Origin of the sequence: Streptomyces sp. NPDC093260 (assembly GCF_040683715.1) — a bacterium.
In the GTDB taxonomy this organism is placed as follows: domain Bacteria; phylum Actinomycetota; class Actinomycetes; order Streptomycetales; family Streptomycetaceae; genus Streptomyces; species Streptomyces sennicomposti.
In genome coordinates this window covers 245,918-261,237 of the sequence record NZ_JBFBEK010000009.1, presented here as the reverse complement: position 1 = coordinate 261,237, position 15,320 = coordinate 245,918, and the positions used below count along the sequence as shown (strand labels likewise).

The window sequence follows — 15,320 nt, the reverse complement described above, 5'->3', positions numbered from 1 at the left end:
GTCCGGCGGGACCTACTGCCCCACTTCCCCGTACGCGGCCAGGAGGACGGCCGGGTCGGGGCCCTCCAGGACCGTCGGCTTGGCGAGGCCGTCGAGCACGATGAAGCGCAGCAGGTTGCCGCGGGACTTCTTGTCGACCTTCATGTTCTCCAGCAGCTTGGGCCACTGGTCGTAACGGTAGTTGAGGGGCAGGCCGACCGCTTCGAGGATGGTGCGGTGGCGGTCGGCGGTGGCGTCGTCCAGCCGGCCCGCCAGGCGGCCGAGTTCGGCGGCGAAGTGCATGCCGACCGCGACGGCCGCGCCGTGCCGCCACTTGTAGCGCTCGTTCTTCTCGATGGCGTGGCCCAGCGTGTGCCCGTAGTTGAGGATCTCCCGCAGCCCCGACTCCTTCAGGTCGGCGGAGACGACCTCGGCCTTGACCCGGATGGACCGTTCGATGAGTTCGGCGGTGTGCGGCCCGGCCGGAGTCCGGGCGGCCGCCGGGTCGGACTCGACCAGGTCCAGGATCACCGGGTCGGCGATGAAGCCCGCCTTGATGACCTCCGCCAGCCCCGAGACGTAGTCGTTGACCGGGAGGGAGTCCAGCGCGGCCAGGTCGCACAGCACACCCGCGGGCGGGTGGAAGGCGCCCACGAGGTTCTTGCCCTCGGCGGTGTTGATGCCGGTCTTGCCGCCCACGGCCGCGTCCACCATCGCCAGCACCGTCGTCGGCACGGCCACCCACCGCACTCCGCGCAGCCACGTCGCGGCCACGAAACCGGCCAGGTCCGTGGTCGCGCCGCCACCCACACCCACGATCACGTCGGAACGGGTGAAGCCGGACTGCCCCAGCGCCTTCCAGCAGTAGGCGGCCACCTCGGCGGTCTTGGCCTCCTCGGCGTTCGGCACCTGGATCGCGATCGCCTCGTACCCCTGATCGGCCAGATCGGCGCGCAGCGCCTCACCCGTCTCCGCCAGCGCCTCGGGGTGGACCACGGCGACGCGTCGGGCCTTCTCGCCGATCAGCCCGCCCAGTTCACCGAGGAGCCGGCGGCCCACCAGGACCTCGTACGGGTCGGTGCCGGCGGTGCCGCCGACCTGGATCCGCGTCACTGCCTCGCTCATGCTTCCTTCAACTCCACTGCGTCCAGGACGGCTTGGGCCACTTCCTCGGGCGTGCGGCCGTCGGTGGCCACCACCGCGGTGGCGACCTCTTCGTACAGGTTCCGGCGCGCCTCCATCAACTCCCGCCACTGCTTGCGCGGATTGACCGCCAGCAGCGGGCGGGCCACGTTCAGACCGGTGCGCTTGACGGCTTCCTCGACGTCCATCGAGAGGTAGACCACGGGCAGCGCGGCGACGAGGGCGCGGGTGTCGGCGTCGAGGATCGCGCCGCCGCCGAGGGCGAGAACGCCCCCGTGCTCGGCGACCGCCCTCCGCACCGCCTCCTTCTCCAGGGCACGGAAGGCCGGCTCGCCCTCCTCCACGAAGATGTCCGGGATGGCGCGGCCCTGCTCGGCGACGATGTCGTCGTCGGTGTCGCGGTAGCCGACCCCCAGCCGGTCGGCCAGCAGCCGCCCGACCGTGGACTTGCCCACGCCCATCGGGCCGACCAGCACGACCAGCGGCGCAGCGCTCATCGGATCGCCAGGTTCTCGAGGTAGGAACGGACGTTGCGGCGGGTCTCGGGCACGCTGTCCCCGCCGAACTTCTCCGCGACGGCGTCGGCGAGGACCAGGGCCACCATGGCCTCGGCGACGATGCCGGCCGCCGGGACGGCGCACACGTCGGAGCGCTGGTGGTGGGCCTGCGCCGGCTCGCCGGTGGCCACGTCCACCGTCTGCAGCGCACGCGGCACGGTGGCGATCGGCTTCATCGCCGCCCGCACCCGCAGCAGCTCACCGGTGGACAGACCGCCCTCGGTGCCGCCGGAGCGGCCCGTGGCCCGCCTGATGCCCCCGTCGGTGGTGAGGATCTCGTCGTGGGCCTGCGAACCGGGCACCCGGGCCAGGCCGAAGCCGTCGCCGACCTCGACGCCCTTGATCGCCTGGATGCCCATGAGGGCCGCCGCGAGGCGCGCGTCCAGCCGCCGGTCCCAGTGCACATGCGAGCCGAGGCCCACCGGCACCCCGTACGCCAGCACCTCGACCACGCCGCCGAGCGTGTCACCGTCCTTGTGGGCCTGATCGATCTGGGCGACCATCGCCTTCGAGGCGTCCGCGTCCAGACAACGCACCGGGTCGGCGTCCAGCCGCTCCACGTCCGCCGGAGTCGGGTACACGCCGTACGGGGCCTTCGCCGCCGCCAGCTCCACCACGTGCGAGACGATCTCGATGCCGGCCGTCTCCTTCAGGTACGACCGCGCCACCGCGCCCAGCGCCACCCGCGCCGCGGTCTCCCGCGCCGAGGCCCGCTCCAGAATCGGCCGCGCCTCATCGAAGCCGTACTTCTGCATACCGGCGAGGTCCGCGTGCCCTGGACGGGGGCGGGTCAGCGGCGCGTTGCGCGCCAGCTCGGCCAGTTCCGCGGGGTCGACCGGGTCGGCCGCCATGACCTGCTCCCACTTGGGCCACTCCGTGTTGCCCACCATGACCGCCACCGGGGAGCCGAGGGTGAGGCCGTGACGGACACCGCCGAGGAAGGTGACCTCGTCCCGCTCGAACTTCATCCGGGCGCCACGGCCGTATCCCAGCCGCCGCCGGGCCAGGTGGTCAGCCACCATCTCCGTGGTGATCGGCACGCCGGCGGGAAGGCCCTCCAGCGTGGCGACGAGTGCCGGCCCGTGCGACTCCCCCGCGGTCAGCCAACGCAACCTGCTCAACGGTGCTCCTCATATTCGCGCCTGGAACTGCGACGGCGCGACCGGGTGCGCGGCCCTGGCCCGCCGCCTCCGATCCTCCCACGTCCGGGGACCGGAACCGGCCGCCGGTCCAGCAGGCGGACGCGCGACGGCCGCCCGCGCGGGCGGGTCAGCGGCCGGCCAGTGCCTCCTCGCCCGCGTGGCGCATGGCGTCCAGCGGGGCCGGAGTGATGCCGGTCATCTGTTCCACCTGGAGGACGGCCTGGTGGACCAGGAGGTCGAGGCCGCTGACGACGGCGCCGCCGGACATGGACCAGCGGGCCGCGAGGGCGGTGGGCCAGGGGTCGTAGAGCACGTCGAAGAGGGTGGCGGGCCGCTCGGGGACCGCTTGGGCGAGGGCGTCCGTGGTGCCGGCCGGGGTGGTGGCGATGACCAGCGGGGCGTGCAGCGCCCGTGCGCCGTCGGCCCAGTCGGCGGTGCGGACCTCGACGTCGAGGCGTTCGCCCCACTGGCGCATCTCGGCGGCGCGGGCCTCGCTGCGGACGTAGACGGTGACCTCGCCGGTGCAGATCCGGGCGAGCGCGGCCAGCGCGGAGGAGGCGGTGGCGCCGGCGCCGAGGACGGCGGCCGAGTCGACCTGTTCGATGCCGTGCTCGCGCAGCGCGGCGACCATGCCGGGGATGTCGGTGTTGTCGCCGGTGCGGCGGCCGTCCTCGGTGAGGACGACGGTGTTGACGGCCTCCACGGCGGCCGCCGTCTCGCTGATCTCGTCCAGCAGCGGGATCACGGCCCGCTTCAGCGGCATGGTCAGCGACAGTCCCGCCCATTCGGGCCCGAGCTTCTCGACGAAGCCGGGCAGGGCGGCCTCGTCGACGTCGAACCGGTCGTACGACCAGTTCGCGAGTCCCAGTTCCCCGTAGGCGGCGCGGTGCAGCACCGGGGAGAGGGAGTGGGCGATGGGCGAACCGAGCACGGCGGCCCGGCGGGCGTCAGTGGCCCGAGCTGGCATTGAACTTGTCCTTGAGCTTATTGAAATCGGCCAGATTCTTGGCGAACTCGGTCTTGTTCATACCGTCGGTCGCCACGAAGTAGAGCCAGCCCTCGTCGGTCGGGTTCAGTGCCGCCTTCAGGGCGTCGTCGCCGGGGTTCCCGATCGGTCCGGGCGGGAGTCCCTTGTGGGTGTACGTGTTGTACGGGTTCTGGTTGCTGTTGATCTCCTTCTCACTGATGTGGATCTTGCTCTGCCCCATCAGGTAGTTGAAGGTCGAGTCGAACTGGAGCTTCTGGTTGGTCTCGGTGTTCGTCGGCTTGAGGCGGTTGTAGATCACCTCGGCCATGGCGCGGAAGTCGTCGTGCGTCTTGCCCTCGGCCTGCACGAGGCTCGCGACCGTGACGAACTCCAGCGGGTCGGCGAGGTCGAACTCCTTCGCCTTCGCCACGACGTCGTAACGGCTGTAGGCCTGGTCGGCCTGTTTGACCATGTCCTTCAGGACCGCCTCGGGCTTCATGCCCTTGGCCGCCGGATAGGTGCCCGGGTAGAGGAAGCCCTCCAGCGGGTCCATGATCTGGCCGTTGTCATCGGCCCACGAGGGCAGGCCGAGGCTCTTGTACTGCTTGGCGGCGATGTTCTTGGTCGTGCCCGCCGACAGATCGAGCTGCTTGTCGATCGCCTTGTAGACCTCGGAGTTGCGCTCGCCCGGTTTCACCAGGACGCTGCTCTGGCTCGTCGGGTCCAGCATCATCGCGACGGCGCTCGCCGCCGACATCTGCTTCTTCAGCAGATAGGCGCCCGCCTGGATCTGCTTGCCCTGCGGGTTGTGCGACTGGGCCGCGACGAAGGCGTCGACGCTCTTGACCACGCCCGCCTTCTTCAGCGCGCGGCCGATGTCGTAGCCGCCGGCGCCCTGCGGGATCTCCACGGTGACCGTCTCGCCGGTGCCGTCGCCCGCGTAGTCCGGTGCCGCGCCGAAACGATTTTGGTAGAACTGGTAGCCGTAGTAGCCGACACCGGCCGCACCCCCGCCGAACACCAGCACCACGACCAGGCAGGCGCAGCCGTTGCGGCGCTTCTTGCCGCTCCTGGTCTTGCCGCCGCGCCCTTTGCGGTCGGCGCGGCCGCGGCCCGCGGCCGGCTGGTCCGCACCCGGTGCGTCGTCGTCCTCGTCGTCGCCGCCCGCGAAGAAGGCGTGGTCCTCCTCCGGGTCCGGGTCCCAGTCGCGCCGCGGCTCCGGATCGGCGCTGCGGCGGCCCGGCGGCTCCGGCGGCGGGTAGGCCTCGGGGGTGCCGTACAGGTCGGGCTGCTCGGCACCGTAGGCCACGGCCTGCTGGCCGTACGGGTCGACGGGGTCGGTGACGTACGGCGGCTGCGGCTGCTGCTGGCCGGCGCCGCCGTCCCAGCCGCCCTGCTGGTGCTGATCCTGGAGCTGGGCCCCGTACTGCGGGTCGTACTGGTGCCGGTCCTGGTGACCGTGGTGCTGGGGCCGGCCGTGGTGCTGCGGCTGCTGCTGGCCGCCCTGCGGGTCGTAGTGCTGCGGGTACTGCTCGCCGTAACCGGGCTGGCCGCCCTGGCTCCAGTCGCCGTACTGCTGCGGGTGCTGCTGCTGCGCATGCTGCGGGTGGTGCTGCGGCAGGCCGCCGTAAGGAGACTGCGGGTCCGGGTGACCCTGCTGTCCTCCCCATCCGCCGTCCCCGTACAACGGGTCCTCCGGATGCCACGGTTCGGAGCCTGGGCTCCGGCCATACTCAGTCATCGATCCCCTAGAGCCGCGAGGCAGCGGTCACGCAGCGTGTCGCCCGGCACCGTCCCGCCTCTTGCTGTGCGTCGGCTGTTCGAACACCGGCGCATCGCGCGGAACGTTACCGTATCGCGATCAGATGACCACTTCGACGCCCTCGCCGGCTGGTTCACCTGACACCCGTTCGGATTCGAGGGCTTGCTGCAGGATGATGACGGCGGCGGCCTGGTCGATCACGGAGCGTCCCTTCTTGGACCTCACCCCGGAGGCGCGCAGCCCCTGACTGGCCGCCACGGTGGTCATCCGCTCGTCCACCAGGCGGACCGGGACCGGGACGACGCCCTTGGCCAGTTCGCCCGCGAACGCGCGGACCTTGACTGCGGCGGGGCCCTCGCCCCCCTTGAGGGAGCGAGGGAGCCCGACGACGACCTCGATCGGCTCGTACTCCTCGACGAGCTGCCTGAGGCGACGGTGCGCCGCGGGGACGTCCCGGCCCGGCACCGTCTCCACGGGGGTGGCGAGGATCCCGTCGGGGTCGCACGAGGCGACCCCGATCCGGGCGTCCCCGACGTCGATCGCGAGCCGACGTCCTCTGCGCATTTTCTCGGCCGTCTCTTCCTTGTCTTACTTGGCGGTCTCGGCGACCAGGCGCTCGACCGCGTCGACGGCCTCGCCGACGGCGGCCGGGTTCTGGCCGCCGCCCTGGGCGACGTCCGGCTTGCCGCCACCGCCGCCGCCGAGCGTCTTGGCGGCGGTGCGGACCAGGTCGCCGGCCTTCAGACCGCGCTCACGGGCGGCCTCGTTGGTGGCGATGACCGTGAGGGGCTTGCCGTTGTTCACCGTGAACAGGGCGACCACGGCAGCCCGGCCGCCCTGGATGCGGCCGCGCACGTCCAGGACCAGCTTGCGCAGGTCGTCCGGCGTGGTGCCGTCCGGGACCTGGCCGGTGACCAGGGCCACGCCCCGCACGTCCTTGGCGGACTCGGCGAGCCCCGCGGCGGCCTGGAGGACCTTCTCGGCGCGGAACTTCTCGATCTCCTTCTCGGCGTCCTTCAGCTTGCCGAGCATGGCGGAGACCTTCTCCGGGAGCTCCTCCGGACGGCCCTTGACCAGCTCCTGGAGCTGGGCGACGACCGTGTGCTCCCGGGCGAGGAAGTTGTAGGCGTCCACGCCGACCAGGGCCTCGATACGGCGCACGCCCGAGCCGATCGAGGACTCGCCGAGCAGCTTCACCAGACCCAGCTGGGCGGTGTTGTGCACATGGGTGCCGCCGCACAGCTCCTTGGAGAAGTCGCCGATGGTCACGACCCGCACGCGCTCGCCGTACTTCTCGCCGAACTCGGCGATGGCGCCCTGCTTCTTGGCCTCGTCGATGCCCATGACCTCGGCGTGCACGTCGAGATCGCGGGCGAGCACCTCGTTGATCTTCTGCTCGACGTCGGTCATCACGGCCGTCGGGACGGCGGAGGGGGAGCCGAAGTCGAAGCGGAAGCGGCCGGGCTGGTTCTCGGAACCGGCCTGGGCGGCCGTCGGGCCGAGGGCGTCGCGCAGCGCCTGGTGGGTGAGGTGGGTGGCCGAGTGGGCGCGGGCGATGGCCTTGCGGCGGCGACCGTCGATCGAGGCGTGGGCCTTGGCGCCGACGGTGACCTCGCCGACCTGGACGACGCCCTTGTGGACGTAGACGCCCGGGACCGGCTTCTGGCAGTCGCGGATCTCGATGACGGCGCCGGAGTCGACCTTGATGCGGCCGGTGTCGCCGATCTGGCCGCCGCCCTCGGCGTAGAACGGGGTGCGGTCCAGGACGACCTCGACCTCGTCGCCCTCGGTGGCGGCCGGGGAGGACACGCCGTCCACCAGGAGGCCGACGATCGTGGACTCGCCCTCGGTATCGGTGTAGCCGATGAAGTCGGTCTCGCCGGCGGTGTCGGCGATCTCGCGGTAGGCGCCCATGTCGGCGTGGCCGGTCTTCTTGGCCTGGGCGTCGGCCTTGGCGCGCTCCCGCTGCTCCTTCATCAGGCGGCGGAAGCCCTCCTCGTCCACGGACAGCCCCTGCTCGGCGGCCATCTCCAGGGTGAGGTCGATGGGGAAGCCCCAGGTGTCGTGGAGCAGGAACGCCTTGTCGCCGGAGAGGACCCTGCCGCCGGACTGCTTGGTCTCGGTGACGGCGGTGTCGAGGATGTTGGTGCCGGCCTTCAGCGTCTTCAGGAAGGCGTTCTCCTCGGCGAGGGCGACCTTCTCGATGCGCTCGCGGTCGGTGACCAGCTCCGGGTACTGCTGGCCCATCATGCCGATGACGACGTCGACGAGGTCCTTGACGACCGGGCCGGTGGCGCCGAGCAGCCGCATGTTGCGGATGGCACGGCGCATGATGCGGCGCAGCACGTAGCCGCGGCCCTCGTTGCCCGGGGTGACGCCGTCGCCGATGAGCATGGTGGCGGTGCGCATGTGGTCGGTGACCACGCGCAGGGACACGTCCGAGGCGTGGGCGTCGCCGTAGGCGACACCGGTCAGCTCGGTGGCCTTCCTGATGACGGCCATCGAGGTGTCGATCTCGTACATGTTCTGCACGCCCTGCAGGATCATGGCGAGGCGTTCGAGACCGAGGCCGGTGTCGATGTTCTTGCTCGGCAGGTCGCCGAGGATCTCGAAGTTGTCCTTGCCGGTGCCCTCGCCGCGCTCGTACTGCATGAAGACGAGGTTCCAGATCTCCACGTACCGCTCGTCGTTGACGGCGGGGCCGCCCTCGACGCCGAACTCGGGGCCGCGGTCGTAGTTGATCTCGGAGCAGGGGCCGCAGGGGCCGGGCACGCCCATGGACCAGAAGTTGTCCTTCATGCCCAGGCGCTGGATGCGCTCCCTGGGCACGCCGACGACCTCGTGCCAGATCTGCTCGGCCTCGTCGTCGTCCTTGTAGACGGTGATCCACAGGCGCTCGGGGTCGAGGCCGTAACCGCCCTTGTCCTGGGGGCTGGTGAGCAGCTCCCAGGCGAGCTTGATGGCGCCTTCCTTGAAGTAGTCGCCGAAGGAGAAGTTGCCGCACATCTGGAAGAAGGTGCCGTGCCGCGTGGTCTTGCCGACCTCTTCGATGTCCGGCGTGCGCACGCACTTCTGCACGCTGGTGGCGCGCGGGAACGGCGGCTTGACCTCACCCAGGAAGTAGGGCTTGAAGGGCACCATGCCGGCCGGGACGAGGAGCAGAGTCGGGTCGTCCGCGATGAGCGACGCCGAAGGGACGACGGTGTGCCCGCGCTCCTCGAAGAAGCTCAGCCAGCGGCGGCGGATCTCAGCCGACTCCATCAGTGGTCCTCATTCCGGTTGTTCGAGTACGTCGGGTACGTCGAACCGTCGACGTACTTCGGGCTGGTGTGGTTCTCGATGGCGGCGAACCGCCTGGGTGCGGGGAGTTCGGGGTCGACGGGGGCGTTGATGCCGAGCGCCTCGCCGAGTTCGGCCTCCCGCTGGGCCATGTTGTCGCGGACGTCGAGCGCGAAGCCGACCGCGCGGTCCTTGAGCCGGTGACCGGTCTCCAGCGCCTTGTTCGCCGCGGTGACGGCGAGGGACTCGGGGGTCAGCTGCTTCAGCCTGCGGTTGACCTTGGTGGTGGCCCACACACCGGCGGCGACGCCGGTGCTGAACCAGAACGAACGGCGGAACATCGCTAGTCCTTACTTCTCCCGGTTGTTCCGCTTCCCCCGCCGCGCGGCCGGGACGGTGCGGCCCACGATCACGGTACGCCTCGACGACTTGGCGGGCACGTCCTCCTTGCGGCCGCCCAGGGCCCGGCGCACGCCGTAGCCGAAGGCGGCGACCTTGACCAGGGGGCCGCCGAAGGTGGAGGCGACGGTCGTCGACAGCGCGGACGCGTTGGACGTGACCTCCTGGACGTCGGAGGCGATGGCGTCGACGCGGTCGATCTGGGTCTGCGCGGAGCGCACCGCCTGCGAGGCGTCGGCCAGCAGCGGAACTGCCTGATCGGTCACGTCCGCCACGAGCTTGGTGGTCGCCTTGAGCGTCTGGGCCACCCTCGCCAGCGCCACGGCGAGGAAGGAGACCAGGATCGCCCAGAAGACGGCCACCAGGATCCCGGCCACCTCACCACCGGACACTGTGCGCACCCGCTCCCTGAAACGTGCCTGAACTTCGAGAACATCGAGAAAGTCGTACACCGAGCCTATCGCGCCCGGGGCGGGGCTCCGCACCGGATTACCGCCGCCGCGCCGCGCGACGGCGACCGGCGTTTGTACGGACCGATTACGGTTCAGTACGCTCCGTGTCCCATGCGAGACCCCATGCGTGACTCCACGCCGGCCGAGCCGTCCCCGGGCAGTGGTGCGGCGGGCGGTCTGCCCGCCGAACTCGACGCGTTCGTCGGCCGCGCGGCCGAACTGGACGCGCTGGCACGGGCACTCGGCGCCGCGCGGCTGGTGACGGTGACCGGCGTGGGCGGGGTCGGCAAGTCGCGGCTGGCGGCGCGGGCCGCGGCCCGCTCGGGGGCGCCGGACGGCGTGTGGCGCGTGGAGCTGGCGCCGCTTCGGGACCCTGAGTTCCTGGAGCACGCCGTGGTGGAGACGCTGGGGCTGACCGACCACACCACGCGTCCGCCGCGCGAGGCCCTGCTCGCGCATCTGGCCGGGCGCCGGCTGCTGCTGGTGCTCGACGGGTTCGAGCATCTGGCACAGGCGTGCGCGGATCTGGTGGCCGAGCTGCTGAGGCGGGCGCCGGGGCTGACGGTGCTGGCGGCGGGACGGCGGCCGCTGGGGGTGGCGGGCGAGCGGCTGTTCCCGCTGGCGCCGCTGGGCGCGGAGGACGCCGCGGAGCTGCTGGTGGCCCGGGCCGCGCAGCAGGACGTCGCGGTGGACGGCGGCGATCCGGCGGTGCGGGAGCTCTGCCGGCGCCTGGACGGCATTCCGCTGGCGATCGAGCTGGCCGCGGGCCGGCTGCGGGCGCTGTCGCCGGGGCGGTTGCTGGAGCGGCTGGACGACCGGTTCCGGCTGCTGACCGGCGGCGGCCGGGACGCCCTGCCCCGGCACCGGACGCTGCGCACGGCGATCGGCTGGAGCCATGAGCTGTGCACGCCCGCGGAACGGCTGCTGTGGGCGCGGCTTTCGGTGTTCGCCGGGCCGTTCGACCTGGAGGCCGCCGAGTACGTGTGCAGCGGCGGCGGGCTGCCCTCCGACGACGTCCTGGACGTGCTGACCGAGCTGCTGGCGCAGTCGGTGGTGGCGCGCGAGGAGACGGCGGCCGGGGTGCGCTACCGGATGCTGGACACGGTGCGCGCCTACGGCGCCCAGTGGCTGGTGGCGGCCGGGGACGCGGAACGGCTGCGGCGCCGGCACCGCGACTGGTACGTCGGGCTGGCCACCTGGTGCGAGCTGGAGTGGTTCTCGCCCCGGCAGCGGGAGGTGGCCGCGCGGATCGAGGCGGAGCTGCCGAATCTGCGCGCCGCCCTGGAGTACTGCATGACCGGCCCGGACGAGGCGCATCTGGGCCAGTACCTGGCGGGCTGCCTGTGGTTCTGCTGGGCCGGGTGCGGGCGGCTGTCGGAGGGCCGGCACTGGCTGGGGCGCGCGGTGGAGCTGGACGGCGGGCACGAACAGTCCCGGCTGCGGGCGCTGGCGATGCTCGGCTATGTGGCGATCCTGCAAGGGGACACGGTGCCGGCACTGGCCGCGCTGCGCGAGTGCCGGGAGAGCGCCGAGCGCACGGCGAGCGCGACGGCGCTGGCCTACGCGGAGCACCGCACCGGCTGTCTGGCGCTGATCACGGACGATGTGGCCCGCGCGGAGACGCTGCTGCGCTCGGCGCTGAAGCGGTACCGGGAGCTCGGCGAGCTGAACAGCACCGTGCTGATGGGTCAGGTGGAGCTGGCGATGGCGCGGGCGTTCCAGGGCGATCTGCCGGACGCGGTACGGCTGTGCGAGGACGTCCGCCGGGTCTGCGACGACCACGGCGAGCGCTGGACGCGCGCGTACGCGCTGTACGTCCTGGCGTACGCGGCCTGGCGGGAGGGGGATCTGGTCTGCGCCCGTGAGCTGCTGGTGGACTGTCTGGGCAGCGCGCACGGGTTCCGTGATCTGCTGGGGTCGGTGCTGGCGGTGGAGCTGCTGGCCCTGGTGACGGTGGCCGAGGGCGACGCGGTGGAGGCGGCGGTGCTCCAGGGCGCGGCGGCCGGCATGTGGCCGTCGGTGGGGCTGCGGCTGTTCGGTTCGGCGCACTACAACGCGCCGCACGAGCTGTGCGAGGCGATGGCCCGGGAGCTGCTGGGCGACGAGCGGTACACGGAGTGTGTGCGCCAGGGGACGGGGCTCAGCCGGGAGGCTGCGGTGACCCGGGCACTGCGCGGCTCGCGCGCCCGGTCGCTGCGGCGGCTGCCGGCACCGCGGACCCCGGGACCGGCCCGCCGGCTGCGGTCCCAGTTGTCGAACGGCGACTGACCGGCCGGTCAGTCGCCGTCCGGGTGGCCCAAAAACGCGCGGACCCGCCGTCCCCTCCACCCGGGCGGGCGGGGAGACGGCGGGTCGAGGCGGTGCTACGGCCTGCCGGTGATCAGCGGGCGTAGTACTCGACGACGAGCTGCTCGTCGCAGATCACCGGGATCTCCTTGCGGTTCGGCTCGCGGTCCAGGCGGAACGCCAGGGCCTTGAGGTTCACCTGGAGGTAGCGCGGGGTCTCGCCCTCGGGGGCGAAGCCACCCTCACGGGCGATCGTGAAGAGCGTCTTCTCCTTGGAGCGGTCGCGGACCTGCACGACGTCGTCCGGACGGACACGGAAGGACGGCTTGTCGACCTTCTGGCCGTTGACCTGGATGTGGCCGTGGACGACCATCTGGCGGGCCTGGTAGATCGTGCGGGCGATGCCCGAACGCAGGACCAGCGCGTCGAGGCGGCGCTCCAGCTCGACGATCAGGGCCTCACCGGTCTTGCCCTGGACCTTGGAGGCACGCTCGTAGGCGCGGACGAGCTGACGCTCGGACACGTCGTACTGCGCGCGCAGACGCTGCTTCTCGAGCAGACGGACCTTGTAGTCCGAGTTCTGCTTGCGGCCGCGGCCGTGCTCGCCCGGCGGGTAGGGACGGGCCTCGAAGTACTTGACGGCCTTCGGGGTCAGCGCGATGCCGAGGGCACGCGACTTCTTCACCTTGGGGCGGGACTGGTTCGCCACTGTCTCTCATTTCGTAGTGTTCGGCTCGTCAGGGTTACGGAGGTCGCATCCGCAGCCGGGAAAACCCGCTGGTCCACGAGGGACCTGCCGGGCAGCCGCTTCCCTGGTCTGGGCACATACGTGCAGCACGCGAGTGGCCCACCGACCTGTCCCGGGACTCCGGGTGGTGGTGGGCTGCCCGCGACACCGTTCGACGGTGCGCGACGCTCCTGGAGCCGGTCCGTGACGAACCGGGGCTCCGGCTGGTTGTCCCGCTCTGACGGCACGGGACTCAGCACTCCGCAGCAGTCTACAGGCTGCCTTGACCGCTTCCGACCGAGGTGCTCACGGACGCTTGCGGCCCAGGTGCTTGCGGGTCCACTCGACCGCGTCCGCGTAGCGCGCCTCGGCGCCGTGCCGGCTCGGGCTGTAGTACTCGCGGTCTTTGAGGGCGTCCGGCGCGTACTGCTGGGCGGCGATGCCCTCGGGCAGGTCGTGCGGGTAGACGTAGCCCTGGGCGTGGCCGAGCTTGGCGGCGCCCTTGTAGTGGCCGTCCCGCAGGTGCGGCGGCACGGACCCGGCCAGCCCCTTGCGCACGTCCTCCAGGGCGGCGCCGATCGCCGTGGTCGCCGAGTTGGACTTGGGGGCGAGCGCGAGGGCGATGGTGGCGTGGCTGAGGGTGAGAGCGGCCTCGGGGAAGCCGATCATGGCGACGGCCTGGGCGGCGGCGACGGCGATCGGCAGCGCGTTCGGATCGGCCAGGCCGATGTCCTCGCTGGCGGAGATCATCAGCCGGCGGGCGATGAACCGGGGGTCCTCGCCGGCCTCGATCATCCGCGCCAGGTAGTGCAGGGCGGCGTCGACGTCGGAGCCCCGGATGGACTTGATCAGGGCGCTGGCGACGTCGTAGTGCTGGTCGCCGTCGCGGTCGTACTTCACCGCGGCCCGGTCGACCGTCTCCTCCAGCGTGGTCAGGGAGATCTCGTCCTCGCCCTTGTCGAGGGCGGCGCCGGCGGCGGCCTCCAGCGCGGTCAGCGCCCGCCGGGCGTCGCCGCCGGCGATGCGCAGCAGATGGTCCTCGGTGTCCTCGGGCAGGGCGACGGCGGACTTCAGGCCCCGCTCGTCGGTGAGGGCGCGGCGCAGCAGGCCGCGCACGTCGTCGTCGGTGAGGGGTTCGAGGGTGAGCAGCAGGGAGCGGGACAGCAGCGGGGAGATCACCGAGAAGTACGGGTTCTCGGTGGTGGCCGCGATCAGGGTCACCCAGCGGTTCTCCACCGCCGGGAGCAGGGAGTCCTGCTGGGCCTTGCTGAAGCGGTGGATCTCGTCGAGGAAGAGGACGGTCTCCTGGCCGTACCCGCCGGTGGCTCGGCGGGCGCCGTCGATGACCGCGCGGACCTCCTTGACGCCCGCGGTGATCGCCGACAGTTCCACGAAGCGCTTGTTGGTCGCCTTGGAGACGACATAGGCGAGGGTGGTCTTGCCGGTGCCGGGCGGGCCCCAGAGGATCACCGAGGAGGGTCCGGCCGGGCCGCCCGCGCCCTCGCCGACCAGTCGGCGCAGGGGCGAGCCGGGCTTCAGCAGGTGCTGCTGGCCCACCACCTCGTCGAGGGTGCGCGGGCGCATCCGGACGGCCAGCGGGCTGGCGGCCGGGTCCTTCTCCTGGCGTTCTTCTGCTGCGGCGGTGAACAGGTCGGGCTCCACACGGAAACCCTATGGCACGCCACCGACAACGCCGTCGGCCACCGGACCCGGCGGCCCGCTCGGGCCGGGGGGCGCGGGCCCGGCGGCTCGGGGCGAGAGGTCCGGACCCGGCGGCTCAGGCCCAGAGGCTGCTGCCCCAGCGGGTGAGGATCAGCATGGCGATGACGCCGGTGTGGGTGACCGGGAGCACCCAGGTGAACTCGGCGAGGAACGACTTCACCGCGCGGGGGGCGGGCAGGAAGTCGTTGCGGATGTTGAAGGAGGTGACGTACCAGAACAGGGTGAGGGTGGCGACCCAGGCCAGGGAGCACCACAGGCACAGGGCGTTGATCCGGTACAGCGACTCGTACTGGAGCCAGGTCACGAAGCAGACGCCGAAGAGCGTGCCGGCGTTGAAGGTGAGCCAGTACCAGCGGGGGAAGCGGGCGTGGGCCAGCAGGCTCATGCCGACGCAGATCACGATGCCGTACGCGACCAGGCCGAGCATGGGGTTGGGGAACCCGAAGACCGAGGCCTGCTTGCTCTCCATGACGCTGCCGCAGGAGATGATCGGGTTGATGCTGCAGCTCGGCGTGAAGGTCTTGCCGCTCAGCTTGCCTTCGAGGATCTTCTGCTTGTCGATCGTGATGACCCAGGCGGCGAGCAGTCCGGCGGCGCCGCAGACCACCAGCAGCAGGGCGAGGGCGCGGCTGCCGCCGACCGTCCGGGGTCCGGGGGCCGCGGGCTCGGAGTCGGGCTCCATGGAGACGTCCTTGACTGTCGTCTTGCTCATCACGCCGATTCCGTCGCTCGAGAGTCGGAGGTGCTTCGGGCAGGGCCATTGTGCCGCACGCGCGCGCGTGTTCACCGTTCGATGGAGATAAGGAAGCGGCCGAAGGGGATGCGGCCACCGTTGGCAGGACCGGCAGCGGCGGCCGGGAGCGGTGTTCACCCCGGTCCGCCGAAACCGCCCGGCATGGCGAACG

13 protein-coding genes are annotated in these 15,320 nt (G+C 71.7%); 1 reads left to right on the top strand and 12 read right to left on the bottom strand.

The genetic code is table 11. From position 1 onward, the window contains the following. Window positions 1–12: 12 nt before the first annotated feature. The 9 genes from aroB to AB0N63_RS14570 all read right to left on the bottom strand — a co-directional run bounded on the left by aroB (window position 13) and on the right by AB0N63_RS14570 (window position 9,629). Complete coding sequence (gene aroB / locus AB0N63_RS14610; RefSeq protein WP_365528717.1) at window positions 13–1,104, bottom strand: 3-dehydroquinate synthase; 1,092 nt, start codon at window positions 1,102–1,104, stop codon at window positions 13–15. After that, on the bottom strand, window positions 1,101–1,619 hold the full coding sequence (locus AB0N63_RS14605) for a shikimate kinase (protein WP_365528714.1): 519 nt from the start codon (window positions 1,617–1,619) through the stop codon (window positions 1,101–1,103). Before AB0N63_RS14605 ends, aroB begins: the two co-directional genes overlap by 4 nt. Next, complete coding sequence (gene aroC, locus AB0N63_RS14600) at window positions 1,616–2,800, bottom strand: chorismate synthase (protein WP_365528712.1); 1,185 nt, start codon at window positions 2,798–2,800, stop codon at window positions 1,616–1,618. The genes AB0N63_RS14605 and aroC overlap by 4 nt, the downstream gene beginning before the upstream one ends. Before the next feature lie 148 nt (window positions 2,801–2,948). Continuing rightward, complete coding sequence (locus AB0N63_RS14595) at window positions 2,949–3,788, bottom strand: shikimate dehydrogenase (protein WP_365528709.1); 840 nt, start codon at window positions 3,786–3,788, stop codon at window positions 2,949–2,951. After that, window positions 3,769–5,529 carry an endolytic transglycosylase MltG gene (gene mltG / locus AB0N63_RS14590; RefSeq protein ID WP_365528706.1) on the bottom strand — a complete coding sequence of 587 codons (1,761 nt, stop codon included), beginning with the start codon at window positions 5,527–5,529 and terminating at the stop codon, window positions 3,769–3,771. Before mltG ends, AB0N63_RS14595 begins: the two co-directional genes overlap by 20 nt. Window positions 5,530–5,649: 120 nt before the next feature. Further along, window positions 5,650–6,114, bottom strand: coding sequence for a Holliday junction resolvase RuvX (gene ruvX / locus AB0N63_RS14585; protein ID WP_365528703.1), 465 nt, complete (start codon window positions 6,112–6,114; stop codon window positions 5,650–5,652). A 24-nt stretch (window positions 6,115–6,138) separates the two neighbouring features. Continuing rightward, entirely contained in the window at window positions 6,139–8,811 is a 2,673-nt protein-coding gene (gene alaS, locus AB0N63_RS14580) for an alanine--tRNA ligase (protein ID WP_365528700.1), read from the bottom strand. Further along, a complete protein-coding gene (locus tag AB0N63_RS14575) occupies window positions 8,811–9,170 on the bottom strand; it encodes a hypothetical protein (protein WP_365528697.1) in 360 nt (119 codons plus the stop codon). The genes alaS and AB0N63_RS14575 overlap by 1 nt, the downstream gene beginning before the upstream one ends. 9 nt (window positions 9,171–9,179) lie before the next feature. Next, window positions 9,180–9,629, bottom strand: coding sequence for a DUF948 domain-containing protein (locus tag AB0N63_RS14570; RefSeq protein WP_365528694.1), 450 nt, complete (start codon window positions 9,627–9,629; stop codon window positions 9,180–9,182). 162 nt (window positions 9,630–9,791) lie between these two features. Between AB0N63_RS14570 and AB0N63_RS14565 the strand changes: the two genes are divergently transcribed. Further along, window positions 9,792–11,948 (top strand): AAA family ATPase, encoded by a 2,157-nt coding sequence (locus AB0N63_RS14565; protein WP_365528691.1) that lies wholly within the window; start codon window positions 9,792–9,794, stop codon window positions 11,946–11,948. 112 nt (window positions 11,949–12,060) lie between these two features. Here AB0N63_RS14565 and rpsD read toward each other — a convergent pair whose 3' ends face one another. The 3 genes from rpsD to AB0N63_RS14550 all read right to left on the bottom strand — a co-directional run bounded on the left by rpsD (window position 12,061) and on the right by AB0N63_RS14550 (window position 15,127). Beyond that, window positions 12,061–12,675 carry a 30S ribosomal protein S4 gene (gene rpsD, locus AB0N63_RS14560; RefSeq protein WP_009187613.1) on the bottom strand — a complete coding sequence of 205 codons (615 nt, stop codon included), beginning with the start codon at window positions 12,673–12,675 and terminating at the stop codon, window positions 12,061–12,063. A gap of 324 nt (window positions 12,676–12,999) precedes the next feature. Then, window positions 13,000–14,355, bottom strand: coding sequence for a replication-associated recombination protein A (locus AB0N63_RS14555; protein WP_365528688.1), 1,356 nt, complete (start codon window positions 14,353–14,355; stop codon window positions 13,000–13,002). A gap of 115 nt (window positions 14,356–14,470) precedes the next feature. Continuing rightward, window positions 14,471–15,127 (bottom strand): vitamin K epoxide reductase family protein, encoded by a 657-nt coding sequence (locus AB0N63_RS14550; RefSeq protein WP_365528685.1) that lies wholly within the window; start codon window positions 15,125–15,127, stop codon window positions 14,471–14,473. Window positions 15,128–15,320 lie beyond the last annotated feature (193 nt).